The sequence below is a fragment of the Bradyrhizobium sp. Mp19 genome (assembly GCF_029952935.1).
In the GTDB taxonomy this organism is placed as follows: domain Bacteria; phylum Pseudomonadota; class Alphaproteobacteria; order Rhizobiales; family Xanthobacteraceae; genus Bradyrhizobium; species Bradyrhizobium elkanii.
The window spans coordinates 95,787-113,861 of record NZ_JASAUT010000008.1 but is presented as its reverse complement, the minus strand read 5'-3'; the positions used below and the strand labels follow the sequence as shown (position 1 = coordinate 113,861).

Sequence of the window (18,075 nt, the reverse complement as noted above, 5' to 3'; positions counted from 1 at the left end):
GTGATGACAATTGCGGCGCCCACGCGTGGTGCGTCCGGCATGGCTGCCTGCATGGTTAGCATTGGCCTCGGCAGCGCGACGCGGGTCACGCAAGCGCAACCGCAGGTCACGCACCTGACGGAAATCCCTCACATCGCTGTCAATCTCGGCCGTTAGCTTCCGGGCAAATTTTTCAAACAGGGGGTTATTGCGATGCGCAGGGAAGATCTGCTCAAGCTTCCGTCGATGCCGGCCGCCGGCCCGAGCTATCCCGCCGGTCCGTACTGCTTCATCGATCGCGAATTCCTCGTCATCACTTATGAGACCGATCCGGAGCTGATCCGCGCCGGCTTGCCCGAGCCGCTGGAGCCGATCGAGCAGGCGATCGTGCATTACGAATGGATCAAGATGCCCGACAGCTCCGGCTTCGGCAGCTACACCGAGTCCGGCCTCGTGATCCCCGCGCGCCTGCATGGCGAAGAGGTCAACTTCGTCTGCCAGATGTATCTCGACGATGATCCGCCGATCGCGGCCGGCCGCGAGATCTGGGGCTTTCCGAAGAAGTACGCCCATCCCAAGCTCGAGATCGTCAAGGACACGCTGACCGGCACGCTGGAATATGCCGGCCAGCTCGTTGCGATGGGCACGATGGGCTACAAGCACGAGAGCATGGCGGGCAATGGCGACGTCACGCGCGCCACGCTGTCGAAGACGCAAGTTAATCTGAAGATGATCCCCGGCGTCGACGGCCATCTCGAGGTCTGCCAGCTGGTCGCGATCAACCTAACCGACATCGTCGTCAAGGGCTCCTGGATCGGACCGGGCCGGCTGCACCTGGTGCCGCATGTCAATGCACCGGTCGCGGATTTCCCGGTCAAGCGTGTCGTCGGCGCGCATCACTTCCTCGCCGACCTGACGCTGCCGTTCGGCCGCGTCGTGCACGACTACAACAAGGAGGCCGCGGAGGCGGCGGCGCCGACCGGCCTTGCGGCGGAGTAGGGCGGTCGCTGACATAAAACTGTAACAGGCGCGTTCTCCTATGTTGCGTCGAAGGGACGCGCTTGCTCAGCGTTGCGCGTGGGCGAGGTTTTGAACATGTCATTTCGCGCGGTTGCGTTATCGATTGCCTTGGGGATCGGCCATGCTGGCTGATCCGCCTCCCGCTCCGGTCGGGTCGCTGCTGACCCGCGAGGCGGTCCCCGGTCTGGTCTGGGCGTTTCGCCTGCATCACGACGGCCGCGCCGAGGCGCTTCCGATCGATGCGCCGATCGAGCCGAGCCACGACGGAAGGCTGTGGCTGCACTTCAACCTGACCGACGTCCGCACCCGGGCATGGCTCGCCAACATGCACATCCCGCAGCTGGCGCGGGACCTCTTGCTGTCGAACGACAATTTCCAGCAGATCCACGTCGTCGACAATTGCGTCTACGGCGTGTTTTCCGACCTGGTGCGGGATGTCGAAGCCGCTACCCGCGAGACCGGCTTCCTCCGCTTCGCGATGACCGAGCGTCTCCTGATCAGCGGCCGCCATCAGGCGCTGTGCTCCGCCGATGCGACGCGCCGCGTGCTCGAGGGCGGCCATCGCGTCGGCAGCGTCGCGGCACTGCTGGAGAAGATCGTCGACGAGATCGCCGACACCATGGACCGGATGGCCGACAAGATCGGCACCGATATCGACGCTATCGAGGAGCGGGTGCTCGCCGAGGATACCGGATCCGAGCTGCGCAAGAATCTGAGCCGGATGCGCCGCACCTGCGTGCGCCTGCATCGCCAGCTCGCGGGCCTGTGCGTGCTGTTCCACCGGCTCGAGCAGAAGAGCACCGACGATCTCAGCCCGGCGCTGCGGCTGCAGGCCGGCAAGCTCGCGCAGCGGCTCGACGGTCTCGACCACGACATCGTCGAACTGCACGAGCGCAGCCGCCTGCTGGAGGAGGAGCTGCGCTTCAAGCTCGAGGAGGAGAGCAACAAGCATCTCCACGCATTGTCCGTCGTCACCATGATGCTGCTGCCGCCGACGCTCGTCACCGGCATCTTCGGCATGAACACCAAGGGATTGCCGCTGACCGATGTCGATAGCGGATTTCTGGTGGCCGCAGGCCTGTTGGCCGGGTCGGCGCTGCTGGCCTATCTGCTGATGCGGCGGCTCGGCATCGTCAAATAGCGCGATTCGCACCGCGGCATTCCCGATGTGCAGAGTTCTTTCCCGCGCGATGTTGGTGGCCGCGGCCCTCGCGCTCGGCGCGCCGGCGCATGCGGAAGACAAGGCCGTGGCCGACCGGATCGCGGATACCCGCGCCGCGCTCGAGGAGGCCGGCTACCAGTTCAGCCTGACCTATATCGGTGAGGGGTTTTCCAACGTCTCCGGCGGTGTCAGCAACGGCGCGGCCTATACCGGCCGTCTCGATCTCGGCACCACCATCGACCTCGAGAAGGCGATGGGCTGGAACGGCGCGACCTTCCACGCCAACATGTACCAGATCCACGGCGACGGGCTGTCGCGGAGCTATGTCGGCAACCTGTTCCTGGTGTCCGGCGTCGAGTCGCTGCCGGCGACGCGGCTCTATGAATTCTGGATCGAGCAGAAGCTGCTCGGCGGCAAACTTTCGGTGCGCGTCGGCCAGCAGGGCTCGGACGTCGAGTTCATCGACAGCCAGTACGACGACATCTTCATCAATTCGGCGCTGGGCTGGCCCGGCATTGTCGGCACCATTCTGCCGGCCGGCGGACCGTCGCCGCCACTTGCCGTGCCCGGCATCCGGTTCAAGGCCAATCTGTCCGATCGCATCACCGCCTATCTCGCACTGTTCGACGGTTCGGCTTCGCCGCCGCAGGGGACCGACGATCCGCAGATCTTGAACGCCCATGGGCTGAATTTTCGCGTCAACGATCCGCCGTGGTGGATCGGCCAGCTCAAATACAAGTTCGAGATCGGCGAGAGCAGGCTGCCGGCGACCATCACCGGCGGCGCCTGGTATCACATGGGCTCGTTCGCCGACCAGCGCTTCTCGGCCGACGGGCTGTCGCTAGCCGATCCCGACAGCTCCGGCGACACGCGATGGCTGCGGCGGGACAACGGCATCTTCATGGTCTATGAGCAGCTGCTTGCGCGCGCCAGGCCGGACGCGGACAAGGGCGTCGCGTTCTTCATGCGCGCCTCGGTCAGCCCGTCGGACCGCAACCTGATCAGCACCTATGTCGACGGCGGCTTCCTGTTCACCGGTTTCAGCGAGACGTATCCGGACGATCGGTTCGGCATCGCCGCGATCTATGCCAGGATTTCGGACGCCGCGCGCGCGCTCGACCGCGACACCCAGATCTTCACGGGCACGCCGTATCCGATCCGCGACTACGAGGCGATCCTCGAGATCACCTACCAGCACGTGGTGAACCCGAATTTCACCATGCAGCCGATGTTTCAATACATCGCCCATCCCGGCGGCGGCGCCGTCGATCCCAACGATCCGACGCAAACGCATCGGATCAAGGACAGCGTGGTGTTCGGGATGCGCACCATCCTGTCGTACTGACCATCGCGCGGGAAGCGGCCTCAGGCCGCGACCGGCTTCGGCTCCGCCACCGATTTCGGCTGCGGCCGCGCGATCGCGAGCGCGATCAGTGCGGCAAAGATGCACAGCGCACCGGCAATGAAGAACGCCGGCAGGTAGCTTTGATAGATCGTGCGCGACAGTCCGGCGCCGAACGCGGCGGCGCCTGCGCCGAGCTGGTGGCCGGCGAAAATCCAACCGAACACCAGATTGGCGCGCTCGGCGCCGAAGCGCTGCGCGGTGAGGCGCACCGTCGGCGGCACCGTCGCGATCCAGTCGAGGCCATAGAACATCGCGAACAGCGACAGCCCGTAGAACGTGAAGTCGGAGAACGGCAGGAACAGCAGCGACAGCCCGCGCAGGCCGTAATACCAGAACAGCAGATAGCGGTTGTCGTAGCGGTCCGACAGCCAGCCCGAGACGATGGTGCCGAAGAAATCGAAGATCCCCATCGCGGCGAGCAGGCTTGCCGCCTGCACCTGCGGGATGCCGTAGTCGAGGCACATCGGGATCAAATGAACCTGGACCAGGCCGTTGGTCGAGGCGCCGCAGACGAAGAAGGTCGCGAACAGGATCCAGAACACCGACGACTTCGCGGAGTCCCGCAGCGTGCCGAGCGCGGCGGCCACGATCGGCGCATTGGCCGGCGGCGGCGCGGCAAGCGGCGCGGTGCCCTCGTCGCCGAACGGACGCAGGTCGACGTCGCTCGGCCGGTCGCGCATCACCATCAGCACGGCAAAGGCGGCGACGCCGAGCATGACGCAGACCAGCCCAAGCGCGACACGCCAGCCGTAGCGCTCGGTCAGCGTCGCGAGCAGCGGCAGGAAGGCGAGTTGGCCCGTCGCTACGCTCGCGGTGAGGATGCCGACCACGAGGCCGCGCCGCGCCACGAACCAGCGCGCCGCGATCGTCGCGCCGAGCACCAGCGCGGTCATCCCGGTGCCGATTCCGATCACGACACCCCACAGCAGGATGAGCTGCCAGACCTGGGTCATGGCGAGCGAGGCCAATAGCCCGGAGACCACGATCAGCTGCGCCGCCAGCGTCACGTTGCGCAGGCCGTAGCGGTTCATCAGCGCGGCGGCAAACGGCGCCATCAGCCCGAACAGGATGAAGCGGATCGACAGCGCGGAGGAAATCTCGGCGGTGGACCAACCGAACTCCTTCTGCAGCGGCACGATGAACACGCCGGGCGCGCCGACGGTGCCGGCCGAGATCAGCGCGGCAAGGAAAGTCACGGCGACCATCACCCAGCCGTAGTGGATGTTGCGGCGGGCGAGGGTGGAAGCAAGCCAGTTCGAGATCATTGTGTTCCAGATCGATTGCGGTGAAAGCTTTGCGTGATGCGCAATATGGCACGGGGCAGCCATGGCTAAAATGCCATAGTTCCCTCGTTTTCGGACTCTGTACAACCTCATCCTGAGGAGCCCGCAGAGCGGGCGTCTCGAAGGATGCAGGCCGGGAGCCGGGCCTCATGGTTCGAGACGTGCTTCGCACTCCTCACCATGAGGGCAGGCAGTGGATCAGTGCGCGACCCGCTCGACGGCGATCGCGGTGGCTTCGCCGCCGCCGATGCACAGCGCGGCAACGCCGCGCTTCAGGTTCTGCGCCTCCAGCGCGTGCAGCAGCGTCACGATCAGCCGCGCGCCGGTGGCGCCGATCGGATGGCCGAGCGCGCAGGCGCCGCCGTTGATGTTCAGCCTGTCCCTGGGAATGCCGAGGTCGCGCTGCGCCGCCATCGCGACCACCGCAAACGCCTCGTTGATCTCGAACAGGTCGACATCGCCGACGCTCCAGCCGACCTTGTCGAGCAGCTTTCTGATCGCCGGGATCGGCGCTGTCGTGAACCACTGCGGCTCCTGGCTGTGGGTGGCGTGGCCCTTGATCTCGGCCAGAACCGGCAGTCCGTCGCGATCGGCGAGCGAGCGCCGGCTGAGGATCAGCGCCGCGGCGCCGTCGGCATTGGCCGAGGAGGCCGCCGGCGTGATGGTGCCGCCGGAGCGGAATGCCGGCTTCAGGCCGGGGATTTTTGCCGGATCGACCTTCAGCGGGTGTTCGTCATTGGCGACGATGCGCGGGCCGGCCTTCTCGGCGAGCGTGATCGGCGCGATCTCGGCCTTGAAGGCGCCGCTCTCGACCGCCTTGCGGGCACGGCTCAGCGTCTCCATCGCGAACGCGTCCTGGTCGGCGCGGGTGAACTGATAGGCCTCCGCGGTCGCCTCGCCGAAATCGCCCATCGAGCGGCCGGTCTCGTAGGCGTCCTCGAGCCCGTCCATCATCATGTGATCGATGATGCGATCGTGGCCGGCGCGATAGCCGCCGCGCGCCTTCTGCAACAGATACGGCGCATTGCTCATGCTCTCCATGCCGCCGGACAGCACGATCTCGGCCGAGCCGGCCTTGATGATGTCGTGGGCGAGCATGGTCGCCTTCATGCCGGAACCGCAGACCTTGTTGACGGTGGTGGCGCCGGTGGCATCCGGCAGTCTGGCGCCGCGCGCGGCCTGGCGGGCAGGGGCCTGGCCCTGGCCGGCGGGCAGCACATTGCCCATGAACACCTCGTCGATGCGCTCGGGCGCGAGTTTTGCGCGCTCCAGCGCAGCCCCGATCACATGCGAGCCGAGCTTGTGCGCCGGCAGCGGCGAGAGCTCGCCCATGAAGCGGCCGAGCGGGGTGCGGGCGGCGGAGAGGATGACGACGGGATCGGTGCTGGTTGCCATGGCAGGATTCCCTTCAATGCCGGGGATTTGATTGAATTATTGTCATCATATGATGCAATGCAAAAAATGCAACTGCGGCGCTCATGACAAAATGTCGTGTTCGCATGAGTTGGGGGCTGGGATGCTCCACGAATGTCGTCCTGGCGAAAGCCAGGACCCATAACCACCGCCTTCAGTGACGAACCGGATCGTGGCCCCGGCGTCGCGCAACAATGGAGATTGGGGCAATGGGTCCTGGCTTTCGCCAGGATGACGGCGATGGATGGTCCTCGATTTATGATGACACCAGCGAGAATGAGAGCACACGAGTCTCCACCGGTGTCGTCGCTGCGAAGCAGGGACCCATACGCCGCGGCGGATGTTGTTGAAGAGACTCGTCGTTCCAACATCGCGCAACAATCAGCATCGGTGGTTATGGGTCCCTGCTTTCGCAGGGACGACACCGAGTGTTTGGCGCCTCTTGTGAGTCACACGTCCGCATTCTCGCGGCATGAATCGCCTGAACGTACACCGAGTTTCTCTTCTCGCGAGGCCTTGCGCCGTTGGGCAAATCAATGATTGAAAATTTCGCCGGGCGGCGGCGCATCCGAGCTTGTCTGCGACCTGACCTAATCCGACCGCCAGGCGCCGAGCAGAAATCGTCGCTTCGGCGCGGAGCCCGCTTGTTTCTGCACGTCCGGCAGGTCGACGGCATGGCGCTTCATCAGCAACCGGATTGCGATCGCGATGATCACGAAGGGCGTCAGGTAGATCGCGAAAACTTCGAAGGCGTTCATGTCGTCCTCCGCGGCTTCGGAACAGGCATGCTAGCACGATCATCGCGCGCGCGGGCAGCTAAAACTGTACCGGCGCCGCTGAGTTGGCGTTAACCGAATTCCCGAACGCCGATCAATTCAAGGTTGCGGAATACGGGTCTGTTTACCGATCCGGCGCTAGGGCTGGCGGATTGTGCAATCGAAAGTCCCACCGCAATGTCCGTAATCGCCGTCGAGCAGCCGTCCGCCCGCATTCCGCTCTCCGTCAAGATCGGCTTCAGCGCCTTCATGGCCGTCCTGGTGCCGGTGTACACCTACTGCTACGGGCCGACCAACTTCCTGTATTTCTGCGACGTCTGCCTGATCCTCACCTTGATCGGGGTCTGGACCGAGAGCGCGCTGTTGATCTCGATGTGCGCCGTCGGACTCCTTGTGCCGCAAACATTTTGGGTGATCGATTTTCTCGCCCATGTCGCCGGCTACTCGCTCACCGGAATGACCGACTACATGTTCGACCAGAACCTGTCGCTGTTCCTGCGGTTCCTGTCGGGCTTCCACGGCTGGCTGCCGTTCCTGCTGCTGTTCCTGGTCTGGCGGCTCGGCTATGACCAGCGCGCGCTGATCGCCTGGAGCGTGCTGGCATGGGCGCTGCTGCTGATCTGCTACTTTGTGACGCCGGGACCGCGGCCGGACCCGGGCATGACTCCGGTCAACATCAACTACGTCTTCGGCACCAGCGACAGGGCGGCGCAAGGCTTCGTGCCGCCGCTGGTATGGCTGGCCGGCCTGATGATCGGCCTGCCGCTGCTCGCTTTCATACCCACCCATTTCATGCTGCGGCGCGCCGTGCCGCCGATGTAGGGCCTGCGACTCGCGAGGCTACGCCATCCCGTCGCTGCGGATACCATCGTGCATGGCCGCATGCGGCGGCTTCGATTGACACCAATCGCCTCGGCGCTACGCTGCCGGAACAGGGCATTTTCCCAAGCGACTCAAGATAGATTCAAAGCGCCGCGAGCACGACCAAGAACCAAGACCCAGAAGAACAACGAAAAAGGGCAGGACACGCCGTGACACGCGTCATCGCGTCTTGAGCGGGACCACGCGGACCTCCGCGCTCGCGCCATTTCGCATCCGCAGCTATCGCTTTCAATGGCCGTCCGATCTGCTCACCTCCTGGGCGTTCGAGGTCGAGACGCTGGTGCTCGGCTGGTACATCATGGTCGAGACCGGCTCGGTGCTGCTGCTGACCGTGCTGGCGTCGCTGCAATATGTCGGCACGCTGGTCGCGCCGGTTGTCGGTATGATCGGCGACCGCATGGGGCACCGCGATCTCCTCGCCGTGATGCGCTTTGCCTATACGGCGCTCGCCGGCACCATCATGACGCTGGCGCTGACCGGGCATCTCGCCCCGCTGAACGTCATGATCATCGTCGCGATCATGGGCGTGATCCGCCCGTCGGATCTCGGCGTGCGCGGGGCGCTGCTCGCCGACATCATGCCGCCGGAGCAGCTGGTCGGCGCCATCAGCCTGGCGCGCACCACGCAGGACTCGGCGCGTATCGCAGGAGCCCTGACCGGGGCCGGATTGTTCGCGGCGCTCGGCATCGGCTATGTCTATGTCGGGATCGCCGGCTTCTATTTCGTCGCCGCCATCCTGATGCTCTGCATGAGCCGCCCGAAGTCGCATGGCACGACCGATCTCGCGGCCGACGCGCCGGGTTCAAAGCTGCTGCGCGACCTCAAGGAGGGCATTGTCTATGCCTGGAGCGGCCCGGGCATGCGCGCCGCGCTCTGCGTTGCCTTCCTCGCCAACCTCACCGCGTTTCCGCTCACCAACGGGCTCTTGCCCTATGTCGCGCGCGACATCTTCCATACCGACCAGACCGGGCTCGGCTATCTCTCGGCAAGCTTTGCGGTGGGCTCGCTGATCGGCTCGATCACGCTCAGCATGGCCGGCGGGGTACGCATCGCACGGCTTCTGATCGGCGCGACGCTCGCCTGGTACGCCATGCTCCTGGTGTTCGTCGAGCTCCGGACCATGCCGGTCGCGATGGCCTGCCTGCTGCTCGCCGGCATCGCGCAGAGCATGTCGATGATCTCGGCCGCCGTGATGTTGATGCGCAATGCCAGCGCGCATCTGCGCGGCCGCGTCATGGGCGTGCGCATGATGGTGATCTACGGCCTGCCGCTCGGGCTGCTCGCCGCCGGCAGCCTGATCGACCTGATCGGCTACACCGCGACCGGCACGCTGCTGGCCGCCGCCGGATTCATCGCCATGCTGGCGATCGCGCTGCACTGGCGCGCCGACCTCTGGCCGACCCACGCCCCGGCGAACGCGCGGTGAGGGGCGCGGCGCGATGCCGCGCCGCGGTCGGCGATGCGCCAAAAGGACGCGACAGCGCAGGCAAGCTGTCGTAGATCATTTTCCACGCTCCCATTCCAGCACCAAGACCTTTCATACTTTAGTACCGTAATGCTCCGTCTTTTGACCCGCCTTGGACTGCGCTTCGACGACACCGTCGAGGAGCGCCGATTTGTCGACCAGTACGTGAGGGGCAATATCGGCTGGACCCAGGTCGCGATGCTGCTCGGCGCCTTCACCTATGCCGGATATGCGTTCTGGGATTGGGTGCTGTATCCCGACGTCGTGGCGACCACGCTGGCGATCCGCGGCGGGGTCGCCGTGCTGGTATTGCTGCCGCTGACCGCCTTGCTCTCGGTGCCGGCGATGAAGCCGTGGGCCGAGGCGATCTTCCTCGTTTATTGCGTCATTCCAGGCTGCGTGCTGCCGAGCGTCTACCTCGTGCTGCCGTCGGGATTCACCTATGCGGCACCCGGCGTGATGATGGTGATCCTGTTCGTCTCGACCATGCTGCCGCTGCGGATCGGGCCGCTGGCCGTGTTCTGTCTCACGACATGGATTGCCCTGTGCATCGCTGAATCGCTTGGGCCTGCGCTGCCGTCGGGCCTGCGCTTCATCAATCATTCGCTCGTCATCAACGCCTACGCCCTGTCGCTTTACGCCGTCGCCGCCCGCGAGTTCCGCGCGCGCCAGCAATTTCGAACGGCGCAGGCGCTGAAGCAGGAGAAGGAGCGCTCGGAAGCCTCGTTGCGCGATCTGCACGCGACGCAATCGCACCTCGTGCAGGCCGAGAAGCTGGCCTCGCTCGGGCAGCTCGTCGCCGGTGTCGCACACGAGGTCAGCACGCCGCTTGGCCTCGCGCTGACCACGTCAACCACCATGGAGGCAGACCTTCGCGCGATGAGCGAGGCGCTCAACGGCACCGCCGTCCGCCGCTCCGACCTGACGCGGGGCATTGCACGGATCGAGAACGGCCTTCGACTGACCTCGGAAAACCTGCATCGTGCATCCGAGATGGTGCACAGCTTCAAGCAGGTCGCCATTCATCAGGCCGACGAGGAGCGTCACACGTTCGAACTCGGCGGATGGCTCTCTGATCTGATCTCAAAGCTCGGGCCGCTGCTGTCCCGTCAGGGATTGGTTGTCGAAGTCACGTGCCCGCAAGGCATCATCCTCAACAGCTATCCCGGCGCGCTGGCGCAGGTGATCAGCAACCTGGCGTTCAACGCGGCGGCGCACGCCTATCCTGATGGCGGCGGCGGACGCTTCACCATGACGGTGACGCAGCCGGATCAGGCGCTCGCCCGGATCGCCTGCGCCGACCAAGGCGTCGGCATCCGCGAGGATTTGCAGGCAAGGGTGTTCGATCCGTTTTTCACCACCGGGCGGGAGCGGGGCAATATCGGGCTCGGTTTGCACATCGCCTTCAATACCGTGGTGTCGTCGCTCAGCGGCCGGATCGCGCTGGAGAGCGAGCCGGGCCGCGGCACGCTGGTCCTGATCGAGATCCCCGTCTCGAGCTGAGCGCGGCGGCCTACCGCTTGCGGTCCAAAAATCCCTGCAGCAGCCGCTGCGGCTCGCCGGTCAGGAACGATTTTCCGAACACGCCGACGCTGAGGTTGACCGACTCGGTCAGCGGCAGCTCTTCCCACTGCCGCAGCAGGTCCTTCTGGATCCGTAGCGCCTCGGGGCCGCATTCCAGCAGCGCCTTGACGGTGTGCTCGACGGCGTCGTCGAGGCCGCCGGGCTTTGCCACGGTGTCGACCAGACCCCAGGCGAGCGCGGTTTGAGCGTCGATGTTCTCCGCGGTCATCATCAGCCAGCGGGCGCGGCCCCAGCCGATCAGGCGCGGCAGCAGCGCGGCGTGGATCACCGAGGGGATGCCGACGCGCACCTCGGGCATGCCGAACATCGCGTCATGTGCGGCGACGCGGACGTCGCAGGCGGCAGCGACCTCGAGGCCGCCGCCGAGGCACCAGCCGGGCAGGCGGGCGATCACCGGCGCCGGGAATTTGCGCACGGCCTCGCAGAGGTCGCGCAGCCGGCTGATGAATGCTTCGGCGGATGTCTGGTCGAGCGTCGCCATTTCCTTGATGTCGGCGCCGCCGATCATGCTGCGCTCGCTTTCGCCGGCGAGGATCACGACGCGGATGCCGCGGTCGGCGGCCAGCTGCTCAAAGCCCTCGCGCACGCCGTTGGTGACGGCTGAACTCACGATGTTCAGCTTGCCGGCGTTGCAGATCGTGAGGCGGACGACGCCTCTGGAGTCGCGGTCGATGCCGCAGTGGGGATTGAGCATGTCCATGGAAAAAGTCCCGGCGTAGGAATGGATCGACAAGTCATTCCGGGAAGGTGCGCAAGCACCAGACCCGAAATCTCGAGATTCCACAATTCGCAATTGCGAATTGGGGTTCGACGCTTGCGTCGCCCCGGAATGACTTGGGCCATGTCCCGGACAAAGCGTGGCTCTGTCAAGGGACCGGCGCGGCGGTTGCGCCGAGGGATGCGGATCTATAGAATTATATTAATCATATAAATGGAGCCGTTATGACCGCCGCCGAGAGCATCGATCTTCATTCGCCCGATCTGCTGCGCGCCCGCGTGGTGGAATGGCAGGCGCCCGGACCGGTGGCGAAGGCGGCGGCGCCGATGTCCGGAATCGAGGCGATGCGCGCGATCCGCGACGGCCGGTTGCCGCCGCCGCCGATGGCCAAGCTGATCGGCTTCCGCATGGCGGTGGTCGACGAGGGCCGTATCGTGATGGAACTCGAGCCGCATGAGAGCCTCGAGAACACCATCGGCCTGCTGCACGGCGCGACCGCCGCGGCGCTGCTCGATACCGCGATGGGCTGCGCGATCTCGACCATGCTGCCGGCGGGGCAGACCTCGGTGACCCTCGACCTCAAGCTGACCTATCTGCGGCCGCTGTCGGCACGTTCGGGCACCATCAGCGCCGAAGGCAAGGTGATCAAGCTCGGCCGCCAGACCAGCTACACCGAGGGCTTCGTCCGCGACGGCAGGGGCAATCTTGCGGTGCACGCGACCGCGACATTTTCGATGCTCGGCGGGGAACCCAAAATGGCTGACAAGGCGAAATAACTGCAGCATTCCGGCCGCAAATCTGCTATTATATGATTAGAAACATTCCATGAGACCGGCATGCGCTACTCGAAAGAACACAAGCAGGAGACCCACGCGCGGATCGTGAAGAAGGCCGCGACGCGGCTGCGCGAGCGGGGCGCCCATGGCATCGGCGTCGCCGACCTGATGAAGGACGCCGGCCTGACCCATGGCGGCTTCTACGCGCATTTCGACTCGCGCGAGGCGCTGGTGATCGAGGCGTTCAGCTACGCGATGGACCGTGCCATCGAGCGCTGGCGCAAGGTCGCCGCGGACACGCCACCGGAGAAGCGGCTTTCAACCATCATCGACGGCTATCTTTCGGCGATGCACCGCGACGATCCCGGCCAGGGCTGCGCGATCCCGGCGCTCGGCGCCGAGATCGCCCGCGAGAGCCCGAAGACCCGCAAGGCGTTTGCTCTCAAGCTCGACCAGATGATCGACATGATGGCCGACCAGATCATCGACGTGCCGCGCAAGGCCGCCCGCAAGCAGGCGATGGCGACGCTGGCGACCATGATGGGCACCATCGTAATGTCGCGCATCGCCGGCAGCGGCGAAATGTCCGACGAGATCCTGAGCGCGGGCCGCGAGGCGGTGCTGGGGCGCGCCGCGGCGGCCAAGGCGCCGGCGAAGAAGAAGGTGAATTAGCCGCGATCTTTCCCCATCGTCGTCCCGGCGAAGGCCGGGACCCCATTACCCCAAATGGTCGTGGTGGCGCGGCGCTGGGGCCGCAGCGCGGTTCAACAACGCAATGCTGTGGTTATGGGTCCCGGCCTTCGCCGGGACGACGGAGAGATTACACCCCGCTGAACAGCGCGCGCTCGGCTTCCACCGTCTCGTAGATGTAATCCGCCACGGCGCGGATGCGGGCGAGGTCCTTGCTGTCGGCGTGCATCAAAAGCCAGAAGGTGCGGGAGATCCGCACCTCGTCCGGCAGCACCGGCTGCAACTCGGGGTGGGCGGTCGCCATGAAGTGCGGCAGCACGGCGATGCCGAAGCCGGCGATGGTGGCGTTGAGCTGGGCGATCAGATTGGCGCTGCGGAATTTCGCGGAGATCTTTGGCGAGACCTGCGGCAGATAGTCGAGCTCCGGCGTGAACAGGAGCTCCTCGATGTAGCCGACGAAACGATGTCGCGGCAGGTCGGCGCGTGCGGCGATGGTCGGCGCCTGGGCGAGATAGGCGGGTGCGGCATAAAGCCCGAGCGTGTAGTCCAGGAGCTTGCGGCCGACGATGCGGCCTTCCTTCGGCATCGTCAGGCTGATCGCGATGTCGGCCTCGCGCTTGGAGAGCGAGAACAGCCGCGCGGTGGCGACGAGCTGCAGATCGAGATCGGGATACCGCTCGGTGAACTTGACCAGCCGCGAGGCCAGAAAGTGACTGCCGAAGCCGTCGGGCGCGCCGATCCGCACCGTGCCGGTGAGATGGGCGCGCGAGCCGCCGACCGCCTCCTGATTGGCGACGATGGTGGATTCCATCGCTTCCGCGCTGTCGGCGACGCGCTGGCCGGCCTCGGTGAGGAGATAGCCGGTCTTGCGCCGATCAAACAGTTTTGCGGAAAGGTGGCGCTCCAGCCGGTCGACACGGCGGATCACTGTGGCATGATCGACGCCGAGCTGCTTGGCGGCAGCCGAAACCGACCCGCCGCGCACGATAGCGAGCACGAAACGGAAGTCGTCCCAGTCGATTGTGCCGCCGCCTTGATCCAGCATTTCCGCACATCTATGGTGCAATTTATCGGACTTGAATCCCATAAAATGCAGGGTCAATAGGGTTTGTAAAGCGATCCCGCCGCGAGGAGCGGCGATTCAGGTGCTTCAGGGAGGTTTTTCCATGCGCTCAATCGGACATTTCATCGGTGGCAAGGAGGTCAAGGGTACGTCGGGCCGCACGGCTGACGTCTTCGAGCCGATGACCGGCGAGGTCCAGGCCAAGGTGGCGCTGGCCTCCAAGGCCGAGCTCCGCGCCGCAGTCGAGAACGCCAAGGCCGCGCAGCCGGAATGGGCCGCCACCAACCCGCAGCGCCGCGCCCGCGTCATGATGCGGTTCCTCGAGCTGGTGCAGCGCGACTACGACAAGCTCGCCGAGTTGCTGGCGCGCGAGCACGGCAAGACCGTTCCCGACGCCAAGGGCGACATCCAGCGCGGCCTCGAGGTCGCCGAGTTTGCCTGCGGCATCCCGCATTTGATGAAGGGCGAGTACACCGAGGGCGCCGGCCCCGGCATCGACATCTATTCGATGCGCCAGCCGCTCGGCGTGGTCGCCGGCATCACGCCGTTCAATTTCCCGGCGATGATCCCGATGTGGAAGTTCGCGCCGGCGATCGCCTGCGGCAACGCCTTCATCCTCAAGCCGTCGGAGCGCGATCCCGGCGTGCCGATGGCGCTGGCGCAGCTGATGATCGAGGCCGGGCTGCCGGCCGGCATCCTCAACGTCGTCAACGGCGACAAGGAGGCGGTCGACGCCATCCTCGACGATCCCGATATCAAGGCGATCGGCTTCGTCGGCTCGACCCCGATCGCGCAGTATATCTACGAGCGCGCCGCGCAGACCGGCAAGCGCTGCCAGTGCTTCGGCGGCGCCAAGAACCACGCCATCATCATGCCGGATGCCGACATGGACCAGACCGTCGATGCGCTGATCGGCGCCGGCTACGGCTCCGCCGGCGAGCGCTGCATGGCCGTCTCGGTCGCGGTGCCGGTCGGCAAGACCACCGCCGACCGCCTGATGGAGAAGCTGATCCCGCGCGTCGAGTCGCTCAAGATCGGCACCTCGGTCGATCCGTCGGCCGATTACGGCCCGCTGGTGACCCGCGAGGCGGTCGAGAAGGTCAAGAGCTACATCGACATCGGCATCAAGGAAGGCGCGACGCTCGCCGTCGACGGCCGCGGCTTCAAGATGCAGGGCTACGAGAAGGGCTTCTATCTCGGCGGTTCGCTGTTCGACAACGTCACCAAGGACATGCGGATCTACAAGGAAGAGATCTTCGGCCCGGTGCTCTCGGTGGTGCGCGCCCACGACTATCACGAGGCGCTGGCGCTGCCGTCCGACCATGACTACGGCAACGGTGTCGCGATCTTCACCCGCGACGGCGACGCCGCGCGCGACTTCGCCGCCAAGGTCAATGTCGGCATGGTCGGCATCAACGTGCCGATCCCGGTGCCGATCGCCTACTACACCTTCGGCGGCTGGAAGAAGTCCGGCTTCGGCGACCTCAACCAGCACGGTCCGGACTCGATCCGCTTCTACACCAAGACCAAGACGGTGACCTCGCGTTGGCCGTCCGGCGTCAAGGAAGGCGCGGAGTTCTCGATCCCGACGATGAAGTAAACTCGTCCCTAGAGGCGAAGCATGCAGTTCGCTCTCAACGAGGACCAGATCGCGGTTCGCGACATGGCGCGGGCGTTTGCGGCGGAGAGGATCGCGCCGCACGCGCTCGAATGGGACGAGACAAAGCACTTTCCGGTCGACGTGATGCGCGAGGCGGCAAACCTCGGCATCGGCGGCATCTATATCAAGGACGATGTCGGCGGCTCGGCGATGACGCGGTTCGACGCCGCGCTGATCTTCGAGGCGCTGGCGACGGGCTGCCCGACCACGTCGGCCTTCATCTCGATCCACAACATGGCGTCCTGGATGATCGATGCCTACGGCAACGACACCCAGCGCCACAAATGGCTGCCGAAGCTCTGCACCATGGAGCTGATCGCCAGCTACTGCCTGACCGAGCCGGGCGCCGGCTCCGACGCCGCCGCGCTGCGCACCCGCGCGGTGCTCGACGGCGATCACTATGTGCTCAATGGCCAGAAGCAGTTCATCTCCGGTGCCGGCAGCACCGACCTGCTGGTGGCGATGGTGCGCACCGGCGGCGACGGTCCCGGCGGCGTCTCGACGCTTGTCGTCGACGGCAACACGCCGGGCGTGTCGTTCGGCAACAATGAGCGCAAGATGGGCTGGAATGCGCAGCCGACCCGCGCTGTCATGTTCGAGAATGCGCGCGTGCCGGTCGCGAACCGGCTCGGCGAGGAGGGCATCGGCTTCAAGATTGCGATGGCCGGGCTCGACGGCGGCCGGCTCAACATCGCGGCGTGCTCGCTCGGCGGCGCGCAGGCGGCGCTCGACAAGGCGCTGGCCTACATGAAGGACCGCAAGGCCTTTGGAAAGCGGCTCGACGAGTTCCAGGCGCTGCAGTTCAAGATCGCCGACATGGCGACCGAGCTCGAGGCCGCGCGCACCTTCCTGTGGCGCGCGGCCGCCGCGCTCGACCGCAAGGATTCTGACGCTTCCATGCTGTGCGCGATGGCAAAACGGTTCGGCACCGATGTCGGCTTCGAGGTCGCCAACCAGGCGCTGCAGCTGCATGGCGGCTACGGCTATCTCAGCGAATACGGCGTCGAGAAGATCGTGCGCGATCTGCGCGTGCACCAGATCCTCGAAGGCACCAATGAAATCATGCGGCTGATCGTGTCGCGCAAGTTGATCGAGGGCGCGCGATGAATGATGCGGCGGCAGCCGAGGGCGATCTGATCGCGCGCAAGGAAGGTTCTGCCGGCATCATCCGACTGAACCGGCCGAAGGCGATCAATGCCGTGACGCTGGAGATGTTCCACGACATCGACAGGGCGCTCGATGTGTTCGAGGCCGATGGCGATGTCGCCGTCGTCGTGCTGGAGGGCGCCGGCGACCGCGGCCTGTGCGCCGGCGGCGATATCCGCGCGCTCTGGGAAAGCTCCAAGGTCAAGGGCGATCTCGGCAAGATCCTGTGGCGCGACGAATACATCCTCAACGCGCGGATCAAGAAATTCCCAAAACCCTATGTCGCCTTCATGGACGGCATCGTGATGGGCGGCGGCGTCGGGCTGTCGGCGCATGGCCGCCACCGCGTGGTGACGGAGCGGACCAAGCTCGCGATGCCCGAGGTCGGGCTCGGCTTTTTCCCCGACGTCGGCGGCACCTATCTGCTGTCGCGCTCGCCCGGCGAGATCGGCACCTATTTCGGGCTCACCGGCACCACGATGAACGGTCCCGATGCAATCTACGCCAACTTCGCCGACGCCGTGGTGCCGAGCGCGAAGCTGCCGGCGTTGCGCGAGGCGCTAACCAAGGTTGCGCCGGGCACGAATTCGGCCGAGATCGACCGGCTGATCGGAGGCTTCGCCACCGGCGAGACGGCTGGCCCTGTCGCCGCGATGCAGGCCAGGATCGACGGCTGGTTCGCACGCGGCCGGATGGAGGACGTCGTCGCCGCGCTGACGGCCGACGGATCCGACATGGCACAGGACACGCTGAAGACGCTCGGCGAGAAGTCGCCGCGCGGCATGGTGGTGACGCTGAAACTGCTGCGGCTGGCGCGCGCGACCGCGACGCTGGAAGAGTGCCTGGTGCGCGAATATCGCGCCGCGCTCGAAGTGTTCGCCAGCGACGATTTCCGCGAGGGCGTGCGCGCCGCCGTCATCGACAAGGATCGCAATCCGACATGGTCGCCGGCCCGGATCGAGCAGGTGACGCCTGAGATGGTGGCGCCTTACTTCGCCGAGATCGGCGCCGACGAATTGAAATTTCCCGACAGCAAATAGAAACGTCGCAAGC

The 18,075-nt window shown here is 65.6% G+C and carries 16 protein-coding genes; 11 read left to right on the top strand and 5 right to left on the bottom strand.

Annotation, left to right across the window (positions count from 1 at the left end):
* Window positions 1-192: 192 nt before the first annotated feature.
* The 3 genes from QJT82_RS12905 to QJT82_RS12895 all read left to right on the top strand — a co-directional run bounded on the left by QJT82_RS12905 (window position 193) and on the right by QJT82_RS12895 (window position 3,506).
* Complete coding sequence (locus tag QJT82_RS12905; RefSeq protein ID WP_028344647.1) at window positions 193-978, top strand: acetoacetate decarboxylase; 786 nt, start codon at window positions 193-195, stop codon at window positions 976-978.
* 142 nt (window positions 979-1,120) lie between these two features.
* Window positions 1,121-2,140, top strand: a complete 1,020-nt coding sequence (locus QJT82_RS12900) for a transporter (RefSeq protein WP_028344648.1) — start codon at window positions 1,121-1,123, stop codon at window positions 2,138-2,140.
* A gap of 49 nt (window positions 2,141-2,189) precedes the next feature.
* Window positions 2,190-3,506, top strand: coding sequence for a carbohydrate porin (locus tag QJT82_RS12895; RefSeq protein WP_051448179.1), 1,317 nt, complete (start codon window positions 2,190-2,192; stop codon window positions 3,504-3,506).
* Window positions 3,507-3,526: 20 nt separating this feature from the next.
* On the opposite strand, the gene QJT82_RS12890 is transcribed toward QJT82_RS12895, so the two are convergent.
* From QJT82_RS12890 to QJT82_RS12880, 3 genes are all read right to left on the bottom strand, one after another.
* The gene (locus tag QJT82_RS12890; RefSeq protein ID WP_028344650.1) at window positions 3,527-4,831 is read right to left on the bottom strand and encodes an MFS transporter; all 1,305 of its coding nucleotides are present in this window, start codon (window positions 4,829-4,831) and stop codon (window positions 3,527-3,529) included.
* A 216-nt stretch (window positions 4,832-5,047) separates the two neighbouring features.
* Window positions 5,048-6,244, bottom strand: coding sequence for an acetyl-CoA C-acyltransferase (locus tag QJT82_RS12885; protein WP_028344651.1), 1,197 nt, complete (start codon window positions 6,242-6,244; stop codon window positions 5,048-5,050).
* Between the two features lie 608 nt (window positions 6,245-6,852).
* Window positions 6,853-7,020 carry a hypothetical protein gene (locus QJT82_RS12880; protein WP_162832415.1) on the bottom strand — a complete coding sequence of 56 codons (168 nt, stop codon included), beginning with the start codon at window positions 7,018-7,020 and terminating at the stop codon, window positions 6,853-6,855.
* Between the two features lie 195 nt (window positions 7,021-7,215).
* Here QJT82_RS12880 and QJT82_RS12875 point away from each other — a divergent pair, with 195 nt between their 5' ends.
* From QJT82_RS12875 to QJT82_RS12865, 3 genes are all read left to right on the top strand, one after another.
* A complete protein-coding gene (locus tag QJT82_RS12875; protein WP_035633973.1) occupies window positions 7,216-7,860 on the top strand; it encodes a hypothetical protein in 645 nt (214 codons plus the stop codon).
* A 229-nt stretch (window positions 7,861-8,089) separates the two neighbouring features.
* Window positions 8,090-9,346, top strand: a complete 1,257-nt coding sequence (locus QJT82_RS12870) for an MFS transporter (RefSeq protein WP_028344653.1) — start codon at window positions 8,090-8,092, stop codon at window positions 9,344-9,346.
* 129 nt (window positions 9,347-9,475) lie between these two features.
* Window positions 9,476-10,888 (top strand): HAMP domain-containing sensor histidine kinase, encoded by a 1,413-nt coding sequence (locus tag QJT82_RS12865; protein WP_028344654.1) that lies wholly within the window; start codon window positions 9,476-9,478, stop codon window positions 10,886-10,888.
* Between the two features lie 10 nt (window positions 10,889-10,898).
* On the opposite strand, the gene QJT82_RS12860 is transcribed toward QJT82_RS12865, so the two are convergent.
* On the bottom strand, window positions 10,899-11,669 hold the full coding sequence (locus QJT82_RS12860) for an enoyl-CoA hydratase (RefSeq protein ID WP_028344655.1): 771 nt from the start codon (window positions 11,667-11,669) through the stop codon (window positions 10,899-10,901).
* A 242-nt stretch (window positions 11,670-11,911) separates the two neighbouring features.
* Here QJT82_RS12860 and QJT82_RS12855 point away from each other — a divergent pair, with 242 nt between their 5' ends.
* The gene (locus tag QJT82_RS12855) at window positions 11,912-12,463 is read left to right on the top strand and encodes a PaaI family thioesterase (RefSeq protein WP_028344656.1); all 552 of its coding nucleotides are present in this window, start codon (window positions 11,912-11,914) and stop codon (window positions 12,461-12,463) included.
* A 60-nt stretch (window positions 12,464-12,523) separates the two neighbouring features.
* Window positions 12,524-13,135 carry a TetR/AcrR family transcriptional regulator gene (locus QJT82_RS12850; RefSeq protein ID WP_035633977.1) on the top strand — a complete coding sequence of 204 codons (612 nt, stop codon included), beginning with the start codon at window positions 12,524-12,526 and terminating at the stop codon, window positions 13,133-13,135.
* Between the two features lie 148 nt (window positions 13,136-13,283).
* On the opposite strand, the gene QJT82_RS12845 is transcribed toward QJT82_RS12850, so the two are convergent.
* The gene (locus tag QJT82_RS12845) at window positions 13,284-14,198 is read right to left on the bottom strand and encodes a LysR family transcriptional regulator (RefSeq protein WP_028344657.1); all 915 of its coding nucleotides are present in this window, start codon (window positions 14,196-14,198) and stop codon (window positions 13,284-13,286) included.
* 121 nt (window positions 14,199-14,319) lie between these two features.
* Between QJT82_RS12845 and QJT82_RS12840 the strand changes: the two genes are divergently transcribed.
* The 3 genes from QJT82_RS12840 to QJT82_RS12830 are packed head-to-tail and all read left to right on the top strand — an operon-like array spanning window position 14,320 to window position 18,062.
* On the top strand, window positions 14,320-15,816 hold the full coding sequence (locus QJT82_RS12840) for a CoA-acylating methylmalonate-semialdehyde dehydrogenase (RefSeq protein ID WP_028344658.1): 1,497 nt from the start codon (window positions 14,320-14,322) through the stop codon (window positions 15,814-15,816).
* 21 nt (window positions 15,817-15,837) lie between these two features.
* Window positions 15,838-16,983, top strand: coding sequence for an isobutyryl-CoA dehydrogenase (locus QJT82_RS12835; RefSeq protein ID WP_028344659.1), 1,146 nt, complete (start codon window positions 15,838-15,840; stop codon window positions 16,981-16,983).
* Window positions 16,980-18,062, top strand: a complete 1,083-nt coding sequence (locus QJT82_RS12830) for an enoyl-CoA hydratase/isomerase family protein (protein ID WP_028344660.1) — start codon at window positions 16,980-16,982, stop codon at window positions 18,060-18,062. The genes QJT82_RS12835 and QJT82_RS12830 overlap by 4 nt, the downstream gene beginning before the upstream one ends.
* Window positions 18,063-18,075: the final 13 nt, after the last annotated feature.

What these genes read in the sequence shown, in the direction of transcription:
- QJT82_RS12865 (WP_028344654.1), top strand. Translation starts at nt 9,476, where the DNA reads ATGCTCCGTCTTTTGACCCGCCTTGGACTGCGCTTCGACGACACCGTC.
- QJT82_RS12905 (WP_028344647.1), top strand. Translation starts at nt 193, where the DNA reads ATGCGCAGGGAAGATCTGCTCAAGCTTCCGTCGATGCCGGCCGCCGGC.
- QJT82_RS12855 (WP_028344656.1), top strand. Translation starts at nt 11,912, where the DNA reads ATGACCGCCGCCGAGAGCATCGATCTTCATTCGCCCGATCTGCTGCGC.
- QJT82_RS12900 (WP_028344648.1), top strand. Translation starts at nt 1,121, where the DNA reads ATGCTGGCTGATCCGCCTCCCGCTCCGGTCGGGTCGCTGCTGACCCGC.
- QJT82_RS12880 (WP_162832415.1), bottom strand. Translation starts at nt 7,020, where the DNA reads ATGAACGCCTTCGAAGTTTTCGCGATCTACCTGACGCCCTTCGTGATC.
- QJT82_RS12875 (WP_035633973.1), top strand. Translation starts at nt 7,216, where the DNA reads ATGTCCGTAATCGCCGTCGAGCAGCCGTCCGCCCGCATTCCGCTCTCC.
- QJT82_RS12885 (WP_028344651.1), bottom strand. Translation starts at nt 6,244, where the DNA reads ATGGCAACCAGCACCGATCCCGTCGTCATCCTCTCCGCCGCCCGCACC.
- QJT82_RS12890 (WP_028344650.1), bottom strand. Translation starts at nt 4,831, where the DNA reads ATGATCTCGAACTGGCTTGCTTCCACCCTCGCCCGCCGCAACATCCAC.
- QJT82_RS12830 (WP_028344660.1), top strand. Translation starts at nt 16,980, where the DNA reads ATGAATGATGCGGCGGCAGCCGAGGGCGATCTGATCGCGCGCAAGGAA.
- QJT82_RS12895 (WP_051448179.1), top strand. Translation starts at nt 2,190, where the DNA reads ATGTTGGTGGCCGCGGCCCTCGCGCTCGGCGCGCCGGCGCATGCGGAA.
- QJT82_RS12850 (WP_035633977.1), top strand. Translation starts at nt 12,524, where the DNA reads ATGCGCTACTCGAAAGAACACAAGCAGGAGACCCACGCGCGGATCGTG.
- QJT82_RS12860 (WP_028344655.1), bottom strand. Translation starts at nt 11,669, where the DNA reads ATGGACATGCTCAATCCCCACTGCGGCATCGACCGCGACTCCAGAGGC.
- QJT82_RS12845 (WP_028344657.1), bottom strand. Translation starts at nt 14,198, where the DNA reads ATGCTGGATCAAGGCGGCGGCACAATCGACTGGGACGACTTCCGTTTC.
- QJT82_RS12840 (WP_028344658.1), top strand. Translation starts at nt 14,320, where the DNA reads ATGCGCTCAATCGGACATTTCATCGGTGGCAAGGAGGTCAAGGGTACG.
- QJT82_RS12835 (WP_028344659.1), top strand. Translation starts at nt 15,838, where the DNA reads ATGCAGTTCGCTCTCAACGAGGACCAGATCGCGGTTCGCGACATGGCG.